Origin of the sequence: Streptomyces tubbatahanensis, assembly GCF_022699385.1 — a bacterium.
Classification (GTDB): domain Bacteria; phylum Actinomycetota; class Actinomycetes; order Streptomycetales; family Streptomycetaceae; genus Streptomyces; species Streptomyces diacarni.
Map to the genome: position 1 here is coordinate 117,464 of NZ_CP093846.1, position 17,566 is coordinate 135,029.

Annotated in this window: 19 protein-coding genes and 4 pseudogenes; 11 read left to right on the forward strand and 12 right to left on the reverse strand. The window is 68.0% G+C overall.

Translation table 11 applies throughout. The annotated features are described in order from the left end of the window. Positions 1-386 precede the first annotated feature (386 nt). The 3 genes from MMF93_RS00345 to MMF93_RS00355 are packed head-to-tail and all read left to right on the forward strand — an operon-like array spanning position 387 to position 2,648. Positions 387-932 (forward strand): hypothetical protein, encoded by a 546-nt coding sequence (locus tag MMF93_RS00345; RefSeq protein WP_242748449.1) that lies wholly within the window; start codon positions 387-389, stop codon positions 930-932. Beyond that, positions 929-2,092, forward strand: coding sequence for a hypothetical protein (locus MMF93_RS00350; protein ID WP_242748450.1), 1,164 nt, complete (start codon positions 929-931; stop codon positions 2,090-2,092). The genes MMF93_RS00345 and MMF93_RS00350 overlap by 4 nt, the downstream gene beginning before the upstream one ends. Before the next feature lie 13 nt (positions 2,093-2,105). Then, a complete protein-coding gene (locus MMF93_RS00355) occupies positions 2,106-2,648 on the forward strand; it encodes a hypothetical protein (protein WP_242748451.1) in 543 nt (180 codons plus the stop codon). A 219-nt stretch (positions 2,649-2,867) separates the two neighbouring features. Here the strand turns inward: MMF93_RS00355 and MMF93_RS33295 are convergent, their stop codons facing one another. The 4 genes from MMF93_RS33295 to MMF93_RS00370 all read right to left on the reverse strand — a co-directional run bounded on the left by MMF93_RS33295 (position 2,868) and on the right by MMF93_RS00370 (position 5,436). Then, entirely contained in the window at positions 2,868-2,999 is a 132-nt protein-coding gene (locus MMF93_RS33295) for a hypothetical protein (RefSeq protein WP_274709413.1), read from the reverse strand. Between the two features lie 358 nt (positions 3,000-3,357). Further along, complete coding sequence (locus MMF93_RS00360) at positions 3,358-4,074, reverse strand: M23 family metallopeptidase (protein ID WP_242748452.1); 717 nt, start codon at positions 4,072-4,074, stop codon at positions 3,358-3,360. Positions 4,075-4,397: 323 nt separating this feature from the next. Continuing rightward, on the reverse strand, positions 4,398-5,153 hold the full coding sequence (locus tag MMF93_RS00365) for an ATP-binding cassette domain-containing protein (protein ID WP_242748453.1): 756 nt from the start codon (positions 5,151-5,153) through the stop codon (positions 4,398-4,400). Positions 5,154-5,202: 49 nt separating this feature from the next. Further along, complete coding sequence (locus tag MMF93_RS00370; RefSeq protein WP_242748454.1) at positions 5,203-5,436, reverse strand: hypothetical protein; 234 nt, start codon at positions 5,434-5,436, stop codon at positions 5,203-5,205. A 158-nt stretch (positions 5,437-5,594) separates the two neighbouring features. Between MMF93_RS00370 and MMF93_RS00375 the strand changes: the two are divergent. Then, positions 5,595-6,475 (forward strand): annotated as a pseudogene (locus MMF93_RS00375) (IS5 family transposase). Here the strand turns inward: MMF93_RS00375 and MMF93_RS00380 are convergent. From MMF93_RS00380 to MMF93_RS00390, 3 genes are read right to left on the reverse strand one after another with little or no spacing between them, the layout of a single operon-like run. Continuing rightward, positions 6,438-6,746 carry a hypothetical protein gene (locus tag MMF93_RS00380; protein ID WP_242748455.1) on the reverse strand — a complete coding sequence of 103 codons (309 nt, stop codon included), beginning with the start codon at positions 6,744-6,746 and terminating at the stop codon, positions 6,438-6,440. The pseudogene MMF93_RS00375 and the gene MMF93_RS00380 overlap by 38 nt on opposite strands. Further along, the gene (locus MMF93_RS00385) at positions 6,743-8,095 is read right to left on the reverse strand and encodes a hypothetical protein (RefSeq protein ID WP_242748456.1); all 1,353 of its coding nucleotides are present in this window, start codon (positions 8,093-8,095) and stop codon (positions 6,743-6,745) included. The genes MMF93_RS00380 and MMF93_RS00385 overlap by 4 nt, the downstream gene beginning before the upstream one ends. Then, positions 8,092-8,277, reverse strand: coding sequence for a hypothetical protein (locus tag MMF93_RS00390; RefSeq protein ID WP_242748457.1), 186 nt, complete (start codon positions 8,275-8,277; stop codon positions 8,092-8,094). Before MMF93_RS00390 ends, MMF93_RS00385 begins: the two co-directional genes overlap by 4 nt. A gap of 885 nt (positions 8,278-9,162) precedes the next feature. Between MMF93_RS00390 and MMF93_RS00395 the strand changes: the two genes are divergently transcribed. The 4 genes and pseudogenes from MMF93_RS00395 to MMF93_RS00410 all read left to right on the forward strand — a co-directional run. Then, a complete protein-coding gene (locus MMF93_RS00395) occupies positions 9,163-9,726 on the forward strand; it encodes a hypothetical protein (protein WP_242748458.1) in 564 nt (187 codons plus the stop codon). 303 nt (positions 9,727-10,029) lie between these two features. Beyond that, positions 10,030-10,641, forward strand: coding sequence for an ArsR/SmtB family transcription factor (locus MMF93_RS00400; RefSeq protein WP_242748460.1), 612 nt, complete (start codon positions 10,030-10,032; stop codon positions 10,639-10,641). Continuing rightward, positions 10,634-11,992 carry an MFS transporter gene (locus MMF93_RS00405; RefSeq protein ID WP_242748462.1) on the forward strand — a complete coding sequence of 453 codons (1,359 nt, stop codon included), beginning with the start codon at positions 10,634-10,636 and terminating at the stop codon, positions 11,990-11,992. The genes MMF93_RS00400 and MMF93_RS00405 overlap by 8 nt, the downstream gene beginning before the upstream one ends. Positions 11,993-12,125: 133 nt before the next feature. Further along, positions 12,126-12,316: pseudogene (locus MMF93_RS00410) on the forward strand (IS5/IS1182 family transposase); the annotation flags it as partial. Here MMF93_RS00410 and MMF93_RS00415 read toward each other — a convergent pair. The 3 genes and pseudogenes from MMF93_RS00415 to MMF93_RS00425 all read right to left on the reverse strand — a co-directional run bounded on the left by MMF93_RS00415 (position 12,311) and on the right by MMF93_RS00425 (position 13,558). Further along, positions 12,311-12,745: a VOC family protein gene (locus MMF93_RS00415; protein WP_242748463.1), complete on the reverse strand. Its 435-nt coding sequence runs from the start codon at positions 12,743-12,745 to the stop codon at positions 12,311-12,313. The pseudogene MMF93_RS00410 and the gene MMF93_RS00415 sit on opposite strands and share 6 nt — an antisense overlap. A 109-nt stretch (positions 12,746-12,854) precedes the next feature. Beyond that, a pseudogene (locus tag MMF93_RS33300) lies at positions 12,855-12,947 on the reverse strand (hypothetical protein); the annotation flags it as partial. A gap of 246 nt (positions 12,948-13,193) precedes the next feature. After that, a pseudogene (locus MMF93_RS00425) lies at positions 13,194-13,558 on the reverse strand (VOC family protein). Between the two features lie 95 nt (positions 13,559-13,653). On the opposite strand from MMF93_RS00425, the gene MMF93_RS00430 reads away from it, so the two are divergent. Further along, entirely contained in the window at positions 13,654-14,619 is a 966-nt protein-coding gene (locus tag MMF93_RS00430) for a helix-turn-helix transcriptional regulator (protein WP_242748465.1), read from the forward strand. A 197-nt stretch (positions 14,620-14,816) separates the two neighbouring features. Here MMF93_RS00430 and MMF93_RS00435 read toward each other — a convergent pair whose 3' ends face one another. Then, the gene (locus tag MMF93_RS00435) at positions 14,817-15,482 is read right to left on the reverse strand and encodes a helix-turn-helix domain-containing protein (protein ID WP_242748466.1); all 666 of its coding nucleotides are present in this window, start codon (positions 15,480-15,482) and stop codon (positions 14,817-14,819) included. A gap of 67 nt (positions 15,483-15,549) precedes the next feature. On the opposite strand from MMF93_RS00435, the gene MMF93_RS00440 reads away from it, so the two are divergent. Both MMF93_RS00440 and MMF93_RS00445 read left to right on the forward strand, forming a co-directional pair. After that, complete coding sequence (locus MMF93_RS00440) at positions 15,550-16,392, forward strand: oxidoreductase (protein ID WP_242748467.1); 843 nt, start codon at positions 15,550-15,552, stop codon at positions 16,390-16,392. Positions 16,393-16,631: 239 nt separating this feature from the next. After that, the gene (locus MMF93_RS00445) at positions 16,632-17,030 is read left to right on the forward strand and encodes a helix-turn-helix domain-containing protein (RefSeq protein WP_242748468.1); all 399 of its coding nucleotides are present in this window, start codon (positions 16,632-16,634) and stop codon (positions 17,028-17,030) included. A gap of 26 nt (positions 17,031-17,056) precedes the next feature. On the opposite strand, the gene MMF93_RS00450 is transcribed toward MMF93_RS00445, so the two are convergent. Continuing rightward, positions 17,057-17,560: a GNAT family N-acetyltransferase gene (locus MMF93_RS00450; RefSeq protein ID WP_242748469.1), complete on the reverse strand. Its 504-nt coding sequence runs from the start codon at positions 17,558-17,560 to the stop codon at positions 17,057-17,059. Positions 17,561-17,566 lie beyond the last annotated feature (6 nt).

Here is a 17,566-nt window from a genome sequence, read left to right on the forward strand (position 1 = left end):
TGCGCGCTCAGATCCGAGGTGACGGCGCAGGCCGAGCAGCACCCGCTGTGGTATCCATCCCTGCCGGCCCTCAGTTGCGGGGAGTCGAGTAGAAGTTGGGCCTCGATACGGCCCTGAGAGCCGTACAACGCCGCATGTTGTGCCGTCCGTGGCGATGTCGGGGGTCGACGACCTTACGCGATACCCGCCTGACAAGATGGCCGGCGAAGCGGCACTCTGTATTGCTGCACGTGCTGTTGAAAGAGACCTGCGCGCTTCTGTGCTGCCCCTGCTTTCTGGAAGCTGGGAGAAGCAGGCCGGGTGACGGCTGTGGCCGAATCCGCGGTGGGACAGCGGTTCCGTGGGTCAGGGGGACGGGGAGAGACTGAGATGGGGGCGGTGCAGTCGTGAGTGGTTCAGAGCCCAAAGGTGACAGCGAGCTGCCGGAGCCGGTGTTCGGGCCACCGGTTCCGCCGGGTGAGCAGGGCATGCTCGAACCGCCGCGTGAAGAAGGCGGTCCCCTTCCTCTGCAGCCGGGCGAGGGCTCGCTCCTCAGGCCGCAGCTGAAGGTATCCCACAGCGTGCTGGCCAAGGGCGCCACCAGCGCTGGAGAGATTCACACGGCTTTCTACAAGGCCGCGGCCTCGTTGGAGACGTCGACGCGCACGGCGGCGACAGAGTTCAAGGGGTGGACGGCCGCCCAGGGGCTGCGGAAGTCACACGAACAGTGGGAGATCCAGGCCGGGAACGTGGCTGCGTGGCTGGCGAAAATCGAGCAGAGTCTGCGGGACGCCAAGAAGGCGTACAAGACTCAGGACCACGGCACCGAGACCGACCTGGACAAACTGGTGAAACAGCAGGGGCAGCAAGACAGCCCCCCACTCGGCCCTACCAGTTCAGCCCTGCCACCTGTGGCCCCGCGTCGTTCGGCGCTTGACGAGTACGACCGATGAAGAGCGGCAACTTCTACCACGAGTTGATGACCACTGACTTCTCGGTTCTCACGGACCTGGCCAAGAAGTGGAAAGCGGTCGTCACCGCCATCGACGGCTTGTCCGGCCGGATCCACAAGGAGCTGATGAAGCCCTTGCGTGACGAGGGCTACTGGGAGGGTGCGGCCGCGCCCTACGCATGGCAGATGATCGACGACATGGCGCGCCAGGCCAGTCGGGCGACCGAGGTGGCCCGCAAGATGAAAAAGGTCCTGGAGGACGGCGAGTCGGACCTGACCACGCTGCGCGGTCAGGTGAAGGGGATCGTCCGCCGGATCGAGGAGGACAGCAAAGGGACAGTGGAGGTGACCTCCCACGGGAAGGTGCGCGCCACCGCGAGCGGCGAGGTGGACAAGGAGACCGCCCAGCTGGTCCGCGACGGGCAGCGTGACCTGAACACTGCCTTGCGTGGCGGGTTGTTCATCGACAGCAACCTCGCCTACGCCCTCGTGGCCGATGTCGGTCTCGGCCAGTGGTTCAACGCCAAGCCCCAGCACACCAACCTGGACAGCACAGGCAGTATCAGCCCCGAGGACTTCGACGCTTACACCCGTGTCCTGGACGGCAAGAGTCCGCACGCGGACCCGAACAACGCGACACCCCGCACCACAGGTTGGGGCTGGCTCTTCGGCAAGGGGACATTCGAGCCGAACCGGCAGTTCCACCAGGGGGACCCGTTCGTCCAGCAGCTCCAAAAGAGCGACAGTATGGCGTCGATCCGCGACCAGACGTTGCAGAAATGGCGCGAGGGAGAGCTGTCCGGACGGGTGAAGCACAAGATCTCCGGAGAGGGGCGCGGCGACCAGATCAAGATGTTCGCCAAGGACATGGCAGGGCTGAGCGGCCTCGACAACCTCTGGGGCGGAGACACCAACGAGGCCCAGTCCCTCCTCGGCTCCTACGACGTCGACTACACGGTCAAATCCGAGGAACCGGACGGCTCCATCGTGGTGCAGTACACGCTCAACAACGACACCGACGTCGAATCCTTCCTCCCCGGCTACCCGAAGTGGCAGGAGAAGCTCAATCCCCCTGCAGGGCCCGGCACCGGCATTCACGAGAAGATGACCTGGACGGAGCGCATCCACCCGCCCCGCTTCGAGGCTCCCGATGAGCAGTGAAACGATGGCTTCCATGACGACTCACGGCTCGGCCGCCCCCTCACGCAGGCCGAGCGGCACGGCGTCACGCAAGGCGGCAGCGGTGGCCGCCTGCGCTCTCGCCACCCTCGCCTCGTGCACCGTCCTGGACGACGCTTCGGGCCCGTGCCCGAAGTCGAGCACCACGGTCCGCGCCGGCGACCTGCACGGCGACTACCAGGGCCCGCACGGCATGCGCGTCACTCTCGGGCGCGCCTCCACCCAGTACCCCGAAGGGCGTACCGCTCAGGTCGGCACGGTGCGGGTGAGGAATTGGGCGCTCTCGCTGGAGGAACTGGACGAGAACGGCCCCGCCGGCAAGGGGTTCCGGGGAGAGGGAACCTGGGAGTTCCGCAAGGAGGAAACCACCGGTGGGGAGAGGTTCCGCCAGATCAAACTCGACTTCCTCCGCGGCACACCCGAGCAGCGGGTTCCTACCGACCCGCAGTACCTGGAAATCGGCGGCACCCGCAGCAAGCCGGAACTGTTCGTGGAATCCGACCCGGACACCTGCCCCGACGTCGTCTTCCACCGGTAACCGCCCCTCCCCCACGGCAGCCGGTGGTGCGACGCGGTGAGATCACCGAGTTGTTCGTAGAGCGCGCAGAGCGGGCGGGTATGCGCTCATCACCGAGGCCGGTGCCGTACTCGTGCATCAGCTACCTGGTGGTGCTCGACGAGGGCGCCCGACCTGACGTGGCCGCGAAGTACGGTGTGCGGGCACCGCAGCGGGCGACGACGAGCTGGGCAGCGGCGCCTACGTGGTCGGCATCGTCGGCGGCACCACGTACGGGGTGGCCAAGAAGACGAACCTGAGCTCGGTCAAGGTGCTCGACGCGTCCGGTGGCGGCACCGACGCCGGGGTGCTGGCCGGGATCGACTGGGGCACCGAGCACGCCTCGGGCCCGTCGGTGGCGGACTTCGTCGTCGGCCTTCCCGGACGACGTGCTCGACGCCGCGGTGCGCAAGTCCATGGCGTCCGACCGGCCGGGTGGCGGGACGACCACGGACTCGGGCACCACCGTCTCCGCCGGCCACGTCTCCGGTGCCGCCGCGATCTACCTGAGCCGCCGCCCGAAGGTCATGCCGGGTGAGGTGGCCGGTGCGCTGGACGATGCGGCCGTGGACGGCGTCCTGACGGTGCGCCCACCGACGGCACACCCAACAAGCTGCTCCAGATCGCCCGGTAGTCCGGGCCCGCCGACCGCGCACCGATCTCGTCTGGGGCCGGGCCCGGGCCCTCTGTCTCAGGCGAGCGGCTCCACCACCGCGCCCTCACCGGGCACACCGCGCTCTCTGATCCGGGCCTGGCCTCTCCCCCTTCCTCCTGGCCATTCGCGAAAGCGCCGGAACTCCACGGGCACGCCGCGGGCGGTGACCGGGTCGCGGGTGTCCATGACCTGAAGGTGCACGTGCGGCTGGGTCGAGTTGCCCGAGTTGCCGCAGTCCGCGACGTGCTGTCCCTCGGTCACCCGCTGGCCCGGGGACACCCGCACGGAGCCGGACTTGCAGTGCGCCAGGACGACATGGGCGTCGACCTCGGACAGCGCGATGACCACGTGGTTGCCGGCGATGGCGCCGACACCGCGCCGCGCCCGGCCCGCCTGGCCGAGCGCGTAGGGCACCAGCGTCAGCTGGGAACGCCGCGCTTCGTGGTCGGCCTCGGAGTCGTGCACCGCGACGACGGTGCCGCCGCCGGGTGCCAGCAACGTCCGGCCGAAGGCGACGAAGCGCTCCGGCGGCTCGGTGGCGAAGAGGGTCCGCCAGTCGCTGACGCCGGAGGTACGGTGGCGCTCGTCCACGCCGACGAAGTCGATGGCGTAGCGCCCACCGAACAGGTCCGTGCCATGGCTCGGGACCCGCCGGGCCGGACTGTTCTCGATCAGCCAGCGTCCGGTGAACGGCAGGGAGAGCTCGACGGCCCGGGTGTTTCGACCTGGCAACGGCGATTCCTCGGCAGCCATGGCGTCAGCATAGGTGCGCGGGGCGGCGCGCGCGGCGGGTTCCTGCGCCTGTGTCGGCTCTCTCTCCTCCCCCGACGGGCGATACCGCGGTGCTCCGGGACGAGCGCCGGGGTCTCGCCCGCTCCTCGGCCATGCTCTGTTCCGACCGCTCGGCACCGTAACGGACGGTCTCCGAACCCGGCTTCGTATGACGGAGTTCTCGGTATCAGGGTGCCCAGCTCAGAGGGGGAGCCTCGGGAGACACAGCGCGTGCAGATCGGGTACGCGCACGCCGTGGGGCGCCAGGGTGGGCCCACCCTCCGATTCGGGAGCTCTCGCTGCTCTCACTGCTGCTGTGGCCGGTCGCGTGCTGGGTGGGTACCGAGTGCGGTGTAGGCGGCCTCAGCTATCCGGCCTGGGGCGGCGTCGGCGGGGGCGTGGGCGAGGAAGTCCGCGGTGGTGCCGGTGTAGGTGATGTGACCGGAGTGCAAAACGGTGACGTGCTGGGATTCCTCGGCCAGGTCGGCGATGTCGTGGGTGGACAGCAGTACGCGTACGTCACCGGTCAGGGAGGTGAGAGTGTCACGGAAGACGCGGCGCTGGTGCGGGTCCATGTCGGCGGTGGGTTCGTCGAGCAGGAGGACGCGGGCGCTGTGGACAAGGGCGGAGGCGACACCGACGCGGCGTAGTTGGCCACCGGAGAGCTGTTTGGTTCTCGTGTCAGCGCGGTCCGTCAGGTCGACGCGTGCCAGAGCGCGCGCGGCGGCGTCCCAGGCGTCGCGCTTCTTCATGCCCTTGAGCCAGCCGGTATAGGCGACTTGTTCCCGAGCGGTCAGTCCGGCCATGGCGGTGATCTGCTGGGGCATCCAGGCGACAGCGGCTCGGAAAGCCTTGTGGTGGGAGTCGCTTCCGTCGAGTTCGACGCTGCCGTGGCGTGGTCTGGTGACGCCGGCGGCGAGGCGTAGAAGAGTGGTCTTACCGGCACCGTTGGGGCCGAGCAGAACGGTGAGGCCGTCGGGGAGGGTGTAGGTGAGGTTCTCGAGTACGGGGCGGGCCCGCAGGCCGTAGGCGTAGGTGCAGCGGGTCAGTGTGAGTGTCAACGGGGCCTCCGGAGGGGGAGTTGCTGGCTGCCGCGAGAGATGTCGGCGTTCAGATGCCGGCTGTGGTGGCGGGGCGAACCAGCAGCGCGGCCAGACCGCCGGCGCATGCGAGAACGGCTGCTGTGGCGGCGACGGGGTCGGTGCCGGGGCGTAGGAGGACAGTCCAGAAGTAGAGGTGGCCGTCCGGGGCGCGGCCCAGGAAGAGCACGGCGAATCCCCACGCGACGGGTGCCAGCACAGCTCGCGAGCCGGCCACGGAGCGCACCATCAGCATCAGCCCCACCAGGAAAGCGGTGTCGCGTCCGAGGTTGAGTCCGGCGTCGGCGCCGCTCAGTTTCCACGCCAGGAGCGCGGTCGCGCAGGCAGCCAGGACCGTGACCGCGGCTAGGTTCTGTCCGGCGGATCATGTGACCCTCTGACTGGTCGCTCGTTGGTCCGGACATGGGGCGGGGGGATCTGACGAATCACGAGTGGTCGTTGCTGGAACCGCACCTGCCGCCTCTGGGCTGCCGGGGCGGCCGGTGGAACGATCACCGCACCGTGGTCAACGGGATCCTGTTCCGGATCCGAACCGGTGTCCCGTGGCGTGATCTGCCGGAACGCTACGGCTCGTGGTAGACCGTCTATGAACGGCATCGCCGCTGGTCGGCGGACGGCACCTGGAACCGGATCCTGCATTCGGTCCAGGCCGATGCCGACCTGGCGGGGCGGGTCGACTGGTCGACGGTCGGGGTCGACTCGACGTCCTGCCGAGCGCATCAGCACGCGGCTGGCGCCCGCAAGGCCAAGCCGCGGGTCCCGAAAAAAGGACGACGCCCCGGCACCACCGCCCCGACGAGGGACTCGGACGGTCCCGGGGCGGCCTGACCTGCAAGATCCATCTCGCCGGCGAAGGCGGCTGCCGCCCCATGTCCCTCCTGCTCACGCCGGGACAGTGGGGCGACGCACCGCAGATGATCGAGGTCCTGGACCGGATCCGAGTTCCCCGGCCACTGGGCGGAAGGCCCCGGACCCGGCCGGACCACGTCAGCGGCGACAAGGCATACAGCTCTCGCCGAAACCGCCGCTACCTGCGAAGACGCGACATCCGGCACACGATCCCGGAACCGAAGGACCAGCGGGCCAACCGCCGCCGCAGGGGCAGCAACGGGGGCAGGCCCGCCGGCTTCGACCGCGACCGCTATCGGCGACGCAACGAGGTCGAGCGGACCATCAACCGGCTGAAGAACTCCCGCGCGGTCGCGACGCGTTACGACAAGAGGGCCTACGTCTTCCACGGCACCGTCACCGCCGCAGCGATCCGACTCTGGCTCCGTCAGTGATCCGCCGGACAGAACCTAGGGCGGTGTCCATCCAGGCCACAGGGCGCGTGGCGGTGGTCTCGGCTGCCGGCAGGCGGGAGTCCAGGCACAGCGCCAGTGCGGCGCACAGCAGGATGGGCAGCAGAGCGATGACCGGCGCGGGCACGGTTCCGGCCAGGAATGAGGGAAGGTCGAGAACCGTGTCCCGCCACAGCACGGCCAGGAGGCAGAACGGCAGGAACAGCCCGGGCAGGACCGTGTGGGCGCGTCGCGCTTTGATCCACCACGTCACGGTGTACCGCCCCGGGCCGGGCAGACGTGGGCGAGTGTGGTGCGGTACCAGGAGCGCTGCTGGGTATCTGTCTGCTTCAGTACCGCGTTCACGCGCGCTTTCACGTGTGCCACGCGTGCGTCTTCGGCTCGCTGGATCCGGGCGAGATCCGTGTCGTTCCCCGGGTCGATGACATCGCCCCGGAGTCCCTCGAGGTAGCGCTCGTCCTCCCCCACCTGGTGTGCCTGCCAGAGGCGGAGCGCGGAAGCGTCCGCTCGGTGTGGGTGAGCGCAAGGCAGAGTGCCCGCGGCGCGCAGGACGCGGTAGCGCAGTGCGCCGTCACGTTCAGCCTGCGTGAGGGGCAGGTGCCACTCGGTGCCGGTGGTGCGGTACCTGCCTTCCAGGAGGGAGTCGGTCACCTTGCGGGGCATGTCGACGTGGACTCCAGCGGTCCCCAGGGTGGTGGTGACGTCGGTGATCGTGTTCCGGGCACGATCGAGGATCTGATCCGCCTGGCGTGGAACGCACACCCGTGGCAGCTCGCCGGCGCAGGCCGTGGGCAGATGGGCGCGCGTGGTGGGTGGTGTCTCTTCCCAGTCGGAGGCGATCCGGTAGGCAGTGGTGGAGGCGCCGGCGGTCACGAGGCAGGCTGCCACCACAGCGATCACCCGCGTGAGCGTCGATCTGCTGCCGCACCACAGCAGCCCGAGCCCGGCAGCGAGACCGATCGTGGGCAGAACATGAGCGGCCAGAGAGGACCACGTGGCCAGTTCACCGAACGCCAGGAAGCCGGCATACGAACCTGACAAGTGACGGCTCCAGTTGGCGCCGCCGTCGCTGAACTGGCCGGCCCCTGCGAACGCGACGAGGTAGAAGACGCCTACGGCCAGCAGAGGCGCAGCGAGCAACCGGGGGGCGAGCCGGCCTACGGTGAAGCCGATGACGCAGTGTCCAAGTGTCAGAACGGCCGCCATGGCGGGGAGCTGGAGCGATCCGGGGGTGGGGGCCACGCCCTCCTGGGCCAAGGCCAGGCCGGCCGCCAGCGCGAGCATCAGCCAGCCGAGTGCGAGCACCGGCCACAGGGCACCGGCCGCGATGGACAAGCGTGAGCGCACCGAGGCGAGTCGCCATACACCGTCCTGCGTGAGGCGGCCCGCTTCCCAGGCGCTCAAGGCTGAGACGACGGCGTAGGTGAGACCGTAGAAGGGCTGCAACGCGTAGGAGACGACTTCCGGTGCGTACGGCAGGGCGCTCTTTGAGTCGGGGTAGTCGACGCCGAAGATGTGCACCGCGTAGAAGAGAGTGAATGCGATGACGAGCGGGGAGGCCCACAGAGCGCTGCTCGTGCGTATGCGTGCGCGTAGATTCATGATATTCCGAGGCGGTGCTGGACGTGGCCGGGCAGGGCCATTAGCTGGTCCGGCTCAACCGTCGGTTGAGGGCCGTCCGCAACCCCTTCGACCGCACCGGCCGTCGGGGCACCGCCGAGAAGCGAGGCGGCCATGACTTCGGTGACGGCAGCAACGCCGGCCTTGGCGAGATGAACGTCCATAACGGAAAGGTATCCTCCGCTTTTCCCGTGAACGCGTTGTGCACGGCTTGTGACCGTATACGCCTGTTGCGGCGGAGATTAATGGAGCTTTTCGTGCTTGGCCTGAAAGAGCAGGCGGGTACTCGCCCCTCTAGCGCTGTGAACCAGAGGAGAGCACGGCCACGAAGAAGTAACTGTTGCGTCGCTTTCCCTAATGGTGGAACAGCCCCCTACCTGCGGCTCACGTTCGCCAGGTGGCGGCGACACAGCGCGATTCATCGCCAGCCGGCTCAGCCGCGCTGCGACCACCGCTTGGGCGCGCGGCAGGTACTCAGCGATGGCAGCCACCCGCCCTCCCCCTCCCTCCGCTGCCACCGCGCCAGGGCCACCAAGTGCGCCGGTACCCGCATCGACGTCCCAGTCGCCGAGCGACCACTGCTCAACCATCCCGTCGACGGGGTGACGGGCGAGCCCTGGACTGAGCCATGCGGTTGATGGGTCCGTGCGGGGGCTGCTGCCCCCGCCCCAGGCGCCGGGCTGGGTGAAGTAGCCGAGCCTGCCAGTCGGCCGCGGCTCCAGTCGGCAAGTCCCCGCAGCAGGCGTACCTGCCGGTCCGCTCCACGTCGGCCCTCTTTCCCCTCACGAATCCTTCCACCCCGATAGGCGGCTCTGAGCTCACGAGTATTTCCCGCACCGAATCACCGGCACTTTCGGGTGAAGAGGAGCTGGGGGAAGGTTCCGTCCCCTTCGTGCGGCAACAACACACAATGCCGACGCATTCATCGCGCCGGAGAAACCACGTTTCGGTTCTTATTCGGGACGGGAGACGGGGTCATTCCCTGCATTGAGGTTGCCTCGGTGGCGCGTGCCGGATACCTGGAATGTCGAGAACAAGGAGAGAAAACCATGGAACCCAACTCTCTGGACGCCGTCGTCAGCTCGGTGCGAGACAAGGACCCGGTGGTGCTCGTGCACTACCTCACGGGCGGCTACGCGAAGCGTGCCGGAGACCTTCAGGTGGTGCCGGACAAGGTGGCCAAGAGCTCCGACATGAGCCACCGGTTCCGCATGGAACTGGAAGGCACCCACGAGGGCAACAATCTCTACAGCTTCGAGAACCTGAAGCAGATCGACGACAAGGGGCGCCTCGAGGAGAAGCGGTTCATGAGTGCCAATCCTCGCGACATCTCCGACGGTATCATCTGGGCGAAAAAGGAAGCGCTCACCAAGGGAAGCGACGAGGCCAAGGCTCAGGCATGGTATGTGGTTCCGCAGGATTGCGGCGGCTATGCTCTGCTGAATTACCTGGATCCGACGTATCTGTTGGGCATGATCAACAAGACGCCGAATCTTGCCGCCTGCGGCCGACCCAACGAGTCCGTCTTCGGCGTCACGCCGCTCATCGGCATCTGGGTCATCGTCAAACCCCGCGACAAGGAGTGCATCCACCAGCACACCCCCGAGGTCTGACCCACACCCGAGGGCAACCGCGACCTCGTCGGCGGGACCTCAGCCTCGCAGCCGGACCGGCCACGGTGTGCTCCGTGGCGGGTTCGGCCGACGGCGTCGCCGGGACGCCGTGTTCCGTCATGCGGCGTCGCGACGGGCACGGCAGCAGAGCTGATGCTCTACCAGGCGTTCCGGTCGGCCGGGCACGGGCGAGTCGGAGAACACCACCGGGCACAGACGTCAGCCGAGGCCGCCGAGCGGCCGAGCGGCCGAGGAAAACGAGGGGTTGACAGACCGCATGACGTGAAAGAAAGCTTTCACGTCATGGATGCCGACAACCTGCTGGGTGACCTCACCGTCACGGACCCCAAGGCGATGCGCGCGCTGTCCCATCCGGTGCGGCTGGCGATTCTGGACCTGTTGCGCCGCGACGGCCCGGCAAGCGCCACGGAGCTCGCCAAGGAGATCGACGCGTCGCCCTCGACCATCAGTTGGCACCTGCGCCACCTGGCGGGCTTCGGGCTGGTGCGGGACAGCGAGGGCGGCTCGGACCGCAGGTACCGGCGGTGGGAGGTGGTAGCCCGCGGCTTCCGCTTCGAGGTTCCGGAGGACCCGGAGGACGAAGAGGGCAGATCGGCTGCACGACTGCTGTCCCAGCAGATGTTCCTGCAGGCAGGGCAGACACCGGTCCGCTGGGCGGCCGACGTGGAGCCGGGTCTGGAGCCGGTCTGGCGTCGGCTGGCCGGCCTGGCCAACACGCGCGTCGTACTCGGCCCGGACGAACTCGATTTCATTCAGCGCGAGTTCGAGCGCATACTGGCGCCCTTCGTGTCCCGCGACGAGGCCGACTGGCCGGCCGATGGCCGCCGGGTACGGCTGCTGCGCTACGTCCTTCCCGAGCAGGCCGATCTGCCCACGGAGGCACCAGTTGAGTGACGCGGCACCGTCCGCGGCGCCTGCCCCGTCGCTCTGGCGGGACCGGCGGTTCCTGCGCTTCTGGTCGGCTCAGACGGTCTCCCACCTCGGTGACCGCATCACCGAACTGGCACTGCCGCTGATCGCCGTGACGACGCTGCACGCCTCCGCCAACGAGGTGGCCTGGCTGACAGCACTGATATGGACCCCGAACCTCATAGCCATCGTGCTCGGCGCCTGGGTCGACCAAAGGCCCCGCAAGCGCCGGCTGATGGTGGCCGCCGACCTGGCCCGTGCCCTGGTGCTGCTCAGCCTTCCGGCAGCGTACCTGGCCGGAGCGGTCACGCTCGGGCACCTGTACGCCGCCGCGTTGCTCATGGGGACAGCCGCGGTGCTCTTCAACACCTCGTACTCAGCTTTTTTCGCACATCTGGTGCCCCGGTCGTCCTACGTGGACGCCAACAGCAAGCTCAGCACAAGTCGCTCGGCCTCTCTCGTGGCGGGCCCGGCACTCGGCGGGGCGCTGGTGCAGGCACTGAGCGCTCCGGCCGCCCTCGTCGCGGACGCGGCCTCTTTCTTGGCCTCCGCCTTCCTGGTGGGGCGCATCCGCACCGAGGAGCCCCCGCCCTCCACGTCACAGCCCTCTGTGCTGCGCCGGGCGCGCGCGGGGATGGCCTTCGTGATCCGCCACCCGGTCCTGCGGGCCACCCTGGGCTGCGCCGCCACCGTCAACTTCTTCACCTTCATCTCCGGCACCGGCCTGACGGTCCTGTTCGCCACCCGCGAGCTGCGCCTTTCGGCCGGTGGGATCGGTCTGGCACTCGGCGTGGGGGCGCTCGGTTCGCTGCTGGGCGCGGTGATCGCGCCTGGGATGTCGCGCCTCTGGGGTGTGGGACCGAGCATCGCGGTCGGTGCGGTGCTCTTTCCCGCGCCCATCGCCATCGCGGCGCTTGCCGACGGCCCGCTGTGGGCGCGCGGCGGGGCTCTGGCCCTCGCGGAGTTCCTGGCCGGCATCGGGGTGATGTTCTTCGACATCAACCTCAACTCTCTGCAGACCGCCGTCATCCACGACGGAATCCGCAGCCGCGTCGCCGGTGCCTACAGCACCGTCAACTACGGCGTGCGCCCCCTCGGCGCCGCCGCCGGCGGCGCACTCGCCACCACGATAGGGCTGCGACCGACACTGCTGTTGGCCGCCGCCGGCGGCGCGCTGTCAGTACTGTGGCTGCTCTGCTCGCCCGTACTGCGGATCCGCACCCTGGACCAGGCACCCACCACCGGCCCACGCGACGCAACCGACGAGCCGCCGCCCACCGAGAACTACCCAGGCCCGCTCAGCGGGGCGGACGTGGGAACTGCCACCGAACGGTGACCAACGGCACCTCCATTGCCGGAGAACGGGGTGCCGTGGCGGGTCTGCCCGCGCCTTTCGGCACGTGGAAGGCCGTCTACGACGGCGTCGACGCTGGTCGGCGGACGGTACGTGGGGCAAAGGCCTCGCGGGGGACGAACGGGCCAACCTCCAACGGCGCGGCGGCGACCGGCCCATGGCGTTCGACAAGACGTCCACAAGCGCCGCAACGAAACTGAACGGACGATCAATGCGCTCAGGCACTTCCGAGCGGTGGCTACCAGATACGAACTGTGCGCCTATGTCTTCCACGGCACGGTCGCCGTTGCCGCGCTGCGGCTATGACTTCGCTGAGACAACACAGAACTCATTGCCCTCCGGGTCGGCCATCACAACGTGGTGTCCGTCAAACACCTCCAGGATCGTCCCGCCCGCCTCCGTCAAGCGCTCGGACTCTGCCTTGATCCGCGCCCACCGTTCGTCAGGGCTGCCGTGTCCAGGCACCCGGACGTCGATGTGGAGCCGGTTCTTCGCCGACTTGGGCTCCGGGACTGTGAGGATGGACAGACGCGGGCCGACGCCGGCGGGATCACAGAGCCACGCGCCACCGTGCTCAGCGTCACCTTCCGGGAGGTCGAACTGCGCGAGCCACGCATCGCGTGTTGTGAAGGGAGGGGGCGGTGGCTCGTCAACGTAGCCCAGCGCCGTCTTCCAGAACACAGCAAGGAGCTGCGCATCCGCACAATCAAGCGTCAGGTCGATGTGAACTGCCATGGCAGGACCGTACAGCGCGCCTGTGACAACGCTTCGCGACGAAAGAGCGGCCGTTGCTGGACCGTCGTGATGCTCTGGACAGGACCTCAGTAGTCGGCTTCAGAAGTGTGTAGCAGCGGACGTAGGCCCATCCGCCGACCATGGAGCGGCGGAAGCGTTCGACCTTGCCGTTGGTCTGCGGACGGTAAGGGCGCGTGTACTTCGGTGTGATCGAGAGGGTGTCGCACGGGTCGCGCCGCTACGGTTGGCCAGGACACCTGGAATCGGGCGGCGACTTCGCTGATCGGCCAGCGCTCGTCAACGACGAGTCGAGCGACTTTCAGACGGTGGCGCGGGGTGAAGACGGCATCGGATGTGACATGTGTGAGCTCCTGGACAGCCTGAAGGGCCGACCATCGGGTGCGGCCGGCCCTTCGACAACGAGAAGTGTGGGTAGAGGGCGTGAAGATCAGTCCACCGGGGAGACCCGGATGAGGTTGCCGTCGGGGTCCGTGATGACGAACGTGCGACCGAAGACAGCGTCGCGTGGCTGCTCCGCGACATGGACTCCCTTCGCGACCCAGCTCGTGAAGATCTCGTCGATCGCGGTCGCTCCTCCTGGGACCATCAGTCCGACTTCGCTCGTTCGAGGGGTGCTCGGGACCGCTTGCTCGCTGTAGCCCGTCCACAGCGCGAACAGGACGCCGGGGCAACCTCAAAAGCTACGTAGTGGGGACTGATGAAGGTCGGTTCGATCTCGAACAGGTCGCTGTAGAAGGCGGTAGCGGTCTCGGCATCGCGGACGCCGATCAGGAACAGGTTGGGTGCGGGCATAGCGCGCTCCTCAGATCGTCGAATTCTCGGTACCGCTCCAGTCGACCGCCGCATCACGACAGTTCCTGTCACCTTTTCTGCAAAGGTTGGTCAGTATGAAGGCTTCGAGGCTGCTGCATCTCTTGCTGCTCCTGCAGACCCGTCAGCGCATCACCACCACCGAGCTCGCCGGACGTCTGGAAGTGTCTCGGCGGACCGTGCTGCGGGATGTCGAGGCGCTCTCGACAGCAGGTGTGCCTGTCTATGCCGAACGCGGGCGGAACGGCGGGATCGTCTTGCTCCCCAGTGCACGGCTCAACGCATCGCATCTGGAACCATCAGAGCTGGAGGCGCTCTCCGTAGCCGGTTTGGACAGCGCGCAACTTGAGCGTATGGGTCTGTCTGCGGTGTGGGAGTCGGCCGCGCGCAAGATCGCCGCTCGGCAGGCTGCAGCACCTGGATCGCCGAGCCTGCTGCAACTGGCGGACTTGGTGCTGGTGGACAGCACCGCGTGGTTTGCCGACTCGGAGGCAGGGGTCGACGTATCGGATCTGGCCTCGGCGCTGCGCCAGGGCCGCCGGCTGCGAATCCAATACCGGCGCAGCGCCGAGAATCAGGCCTCAACGCGGGTGGTCGACCCATACGGGATCGTAGCGAAATCCGGTCGCTGGTATCTCATCGCCGATGACCAGGGGAACGGCCGGCTGTTCGCTCTGGAACGACTCTCGTCCTACGAACAACTCGACGCGCCAGCTGCTCTCCGACCGAGCGAAACCCTCCGCACCAGGTGGGCCGCGTTGAAGAACCGCACCGAGGGGCCAGGTCGCGTGAGCGTGACCGTCCGCCTGCCAGAAAATGGACTCGACCTGGCGCGGCGCATCCTCGGCAGCCGCATCCACGACGTCTCCGACGCGGAAGACGGCTGGTGCACCGTCGTCGTCCGCTACCCCGACATCGAGTCAGTGCGTCAGCTCCTGCAGTTCGGCGACCACATCGAGGTACTCACCCCAGAGACAGCCCGCGAACGCATCAGTCAGCTCGCCAGAGACCTGGTTGAAAGGCACTCAACCCCGGCCTCGTGACCGCCGAGCGGAACGCCCCGCTCTCAAGCAACGTTTCAGTCAGCGCGTGACGTACCACTGGCCCGGCGAGCACTGGGAACACACCATCGCCGGCTTCACACCGGGATCACGCACCATTGCCCTGCGGCTGTCCGGCGAAAGCAACGATCACTGACGTGCAACCGACCGTCCCCCCGCACTCATCTCGTTAGGAGGTCTTAGCGGGAGAGCCCCAGCTCGCCCGCCCGGAGCCCGGCCTGGAAGCGGGAGTCGGCTTCGAGCTTGACCATCAGCTCGGCCACGCGCCGCCGATACGTGCGTAGCGAGACGCCAAGCCGTCTGGCCGCCGATGCGTCGGTGAGTCCCGAACCCAGGGCTTTGAGGATCATGCGGCTGTCGGCATCGAGGTGGGGGATGTCGCCGCGCAGATAGGTGTCAAGATCGACGGCGGTGTCCCAGATCGCCCGGAACAGGGAGTGGACGCCGTCGACCAGGATCTGCGATGTCGTCACGGTGTACTCGCGGCCGATGGGAGTCTGCCGGCCGGCGAGGATCATCACCTGCTGGTCGATGAGGATGGTCTCGTGCGGCAGCTGGGAGCCGCTGATCCGGACGAGAGCGCCCTTGCTCTGCACCCGCCGCAGGTGTGCGCGGGCCTCCTCGTCGGCGAGCGCGACCGGACTGAGCAGCTTTTGAGAAGTGAAGGCCGAGGCCCCCTTGGCACGCATCCGGTTCTGGATCGCGGCCCTGGCCTCCGGCTGCGAGAACGTCTTGAGGTCCCGGGCGGCGCAGAGGAACTCGGCCTGCGCGGACTCGAAGAGGTGGCCGACACGCTCGATCAGCTCTACGTCCCCACGCACTGAGAAAACCTGTTCGTTCCGCATATCGCCAGTCTGGCAGCAAGCTGCCACGAGCTCGATGGGCGTCGCGGCGGCGGACATCATGAGCCTTATGACGACCAAGACCTTCTCCCTTGGCGGAGACCTGCCCATCAACCGGCTCGGCTTCGGCGCGATGCGCCTGGCGGCAAACTCCCTCGATGGCCCGCCACGAGACCCCCAGAAGGGCATCGCGGTGCTCAGTCGCTCCGTGGAGCTAGGCGTGAACCACATCGATACGGCCGGCTTCTACCGCAGGGGTGCCGTGCGGGCCAATGAGCTGATCCGCAGAGCGCTGTCCCCGTACCGCGACGATCTGGTGATCGCGACGAAGGTCGGTCCGCTACCCACGCCAGACGGTGTACCCAGAGGGCAGGCGACGCCTGGTCAGCTGCGCGGCCTGGTCGAGGCGGATCTGCGCTCTCTTGGGCTGGACCGGCTCGACCTGGTCTATCTGCGGGTGGGCGGGATGACCGGGCCAGGCGGCGAGTCGATTGCCGAACGCTTCGCGGTGCTCGCCGAGCTCCGCGCGGAGGGGCTCATCCAGCATTTGGGCGTCAGTAACGTCGATGCCGTCCAGCTCGCCGAGGCCCGGAAGATCGCGCCTGTCGCGGCGGTGCAGAACCGCCACACTGGTGACTTGGGGCTGCTGGCGGAATGCGAGGAAGCGGGTATCGCGTACGTGCCGTACTTCCCGCTCGGCGGTGGCATCAGTCCGCTGGACACCGAACGGCTGGACAAGGTCGCAGTTCGCCTGGGCGCGACCGCCACGCAGGTGCACCTCGCCTCGTTGCTGGCGACCTCGCCGTCGATGCTGGCGATTCCGGGCACCGGTTCACTCGATCACCTGGAGGAGAACCTCGCCGCGAACGGCCTCCGTCTCAGTGACGAGGATCTTTCTGACCTGCGAGGTTAACGGGACAGCTCCGAAAGTCGGCCTGCCTGCCGTGCCCGTTCCCGTCGCCCGCCCGAATCCCGACCGTACCGAACTGTGCCAGCTGAACAAGGCAGCCAGAGGCCACAGGACCGAGCATCGGCTGCGGGTGCGTGCGCAGATCGTGCGGCACGGGGCACGCGGCACGCGGGCTGCGGGCTGCGGGCTGCGGGCTGCGGGCTGCGGGCTGCGGAACGCGCGGGTAGCCGAGCGGGGTCGGCATGCACGCGGACACCGTGCGCACGTGGCGGAACCGCTTCGCCGAGCTGGGCATGCCGGGTCTGGCCGACCGCAAGCAAACCGGACGCCCACCTTCCTTCACGCCGCGGGCCGCCCGTGCCAAGGCCCTCGCCTGCCAACTGCCCGCAGAAACGGGTGCGCCGCTGGCCCGGACCATCCCCGAACTGTGGATCTTCCTCACCGACCCCGACTTCCGCACCAAGACGGGACAGGTGCTGCACCTGTACGCTCGCACAACCTGGAGGATCTGCTCGCCGGGCTCGACAGGCACACCGCCGATCACCAGGATGAATCCTTCGTCGCACTGGCGGCATGAGCAACCCCCGCCGGACTTCCGGAGCCAGCCACTAAGGACCCGGCAACGGGACTCGTCCGTGTGAGCGCGTCCTCGGAGCAGTCTCTCGCCTCACGGCAACGAGCGGGTCAGCCACACCACTTCACCGTTGTCTTCCGTGGAGACGTGATCCCGCTCGAAACCGAGCTTGTCAAGGACACGGAGCGACGGTGTGTTCCAGGCACCGACGGTCGACCAGAGCCGTCTCCGCCCCGTCGCGACAGCGGCGTCCAGCACCGCACCGGCCGCCTCGGTGGCGTACCCACGCCCATGGACGCGCTGGAACAACTCGTATGCGATTTCGGGCTCCTCCACCGTGGAGCGGCCGATGATGAGTCCGCAGTAGCCGATGAAGTCACCTTCGTCACGGCGCAGGATGGGCAACAGAGCGATCCCCGTGGTCGCCGTCGCGGTGAGCATCTCCGCGAGGGACTCCCGGACGTGTTCGACCGTGAACGTGCCGCTGTCCCGTTCGGAGAGGAGAGCGCAGAACTCAGCGGCATCCGACTCGGCCCACGGCCGCAGTATCAGCCGCTCGGTCTCCAGATGGAACGGCATCGTCTCGTAGGTGGACATGCCCCC

What these genes read in the sequence shown, in the direction of transcription:
- MMF93_RS00385 (WP_242748456.1), bottom strand. Translation starts at nt 8,095, where the DNA reads ATGAATCTACGCGCACGCATACGCACGAGCAGCGCTCTGTGGGCCTCC.
- MMF93_RS00415 (WP_242748463.1), bottom strand. Translation starts at nt 12,745, where the DNA reads ATGGCAGTTCACATCGACCTGACGCTTGATTGTGCGGATGCGCAGCTC.
- MMF93_RS00440 (WP_242748467.1), top strand. Translation starts at nt 15,550, where the DNA reads ATGACGACCAAGACCTTCTCCCTTGGCGGAGACCTGCCCATCAACCGG.
- MMF93_RS00390 (WP_242748457.1), bottom strand. Translation starts at nt 8,277, where the DNA reads ATGGACGTTCATCTCGCCAAGGCCGGCGTTGCTGCCGTCACCGAAGTC.
- MMF93_RS00445 (WP_242748468.1), top strand. Translation starts at nt 16,632, where the DNA reads ATGCACGCGGACACCGTGCGCACGTGGCGGAACCGCTTCGCCGAGCTG.
- MMF93_RS00435 (WP_242748466.1), bottom strand. Translation starts at nt 15,482, where the DNA reads ATGCGGAACGAACAGGTTTTCTCAGTGCGTGGGGACGTAGAGCTGATC.
- MMF93_RS00360 (WP_242748452.1), bottom strand. Translation starts at nt 4,074, where the DNA reads ATGGCTGCCGAGGAATCGCCGTTGCCAGGTCGAAACACCCGGGCCGTC.
- MMF93_RS00395 (WP_242748458.1), top strand. Translation starts at nt 9,163, where the DNA reads ATGGAACCCAACTCTCTGGACGCCGTCGTCAGCTCGGTGCGAGACAAG.
- MMF93_RS00400 (WP_242748460.1), top strand. Translation starts at nt 10,030, where the DNA reads ATGGATGCCGACAACCTGCTGGGTGACCTCACCGTCACGGACCCCAAG.
- MMF93_RS00450 (WP_242748469.1), bottom strand. Translation starts at nt 17,560, where the DNA reads ATGTCCACCTACGAGACGATGCCGTTCCATCTGGAGACCGAGCGGCTG.
- MMF93_RS00355 (WP_242748451.1), top strand. Translation starts at nt 2,106, where the DNA reads ATGACGACTCACGGCTCGGCCGCCCCCTCACGCAGGCCGAGCGGCACG.
- MMF93_RS00350 (WP_242748450.1), top strand. Translation starts at nt 929, where the DNA reads ATGAAGAGCGGCAACTTCTACCACGAGTTGATGACCACTGACTTCTCG.
- MMF93_RS00430 (WP_242748465.1), top strand. Translation starts at nt 13,654, where the DNA reads ATGAAGGCTTCGAGGCTGCTGCATCTCTTGCTGCTCCTGCAGACCCGT.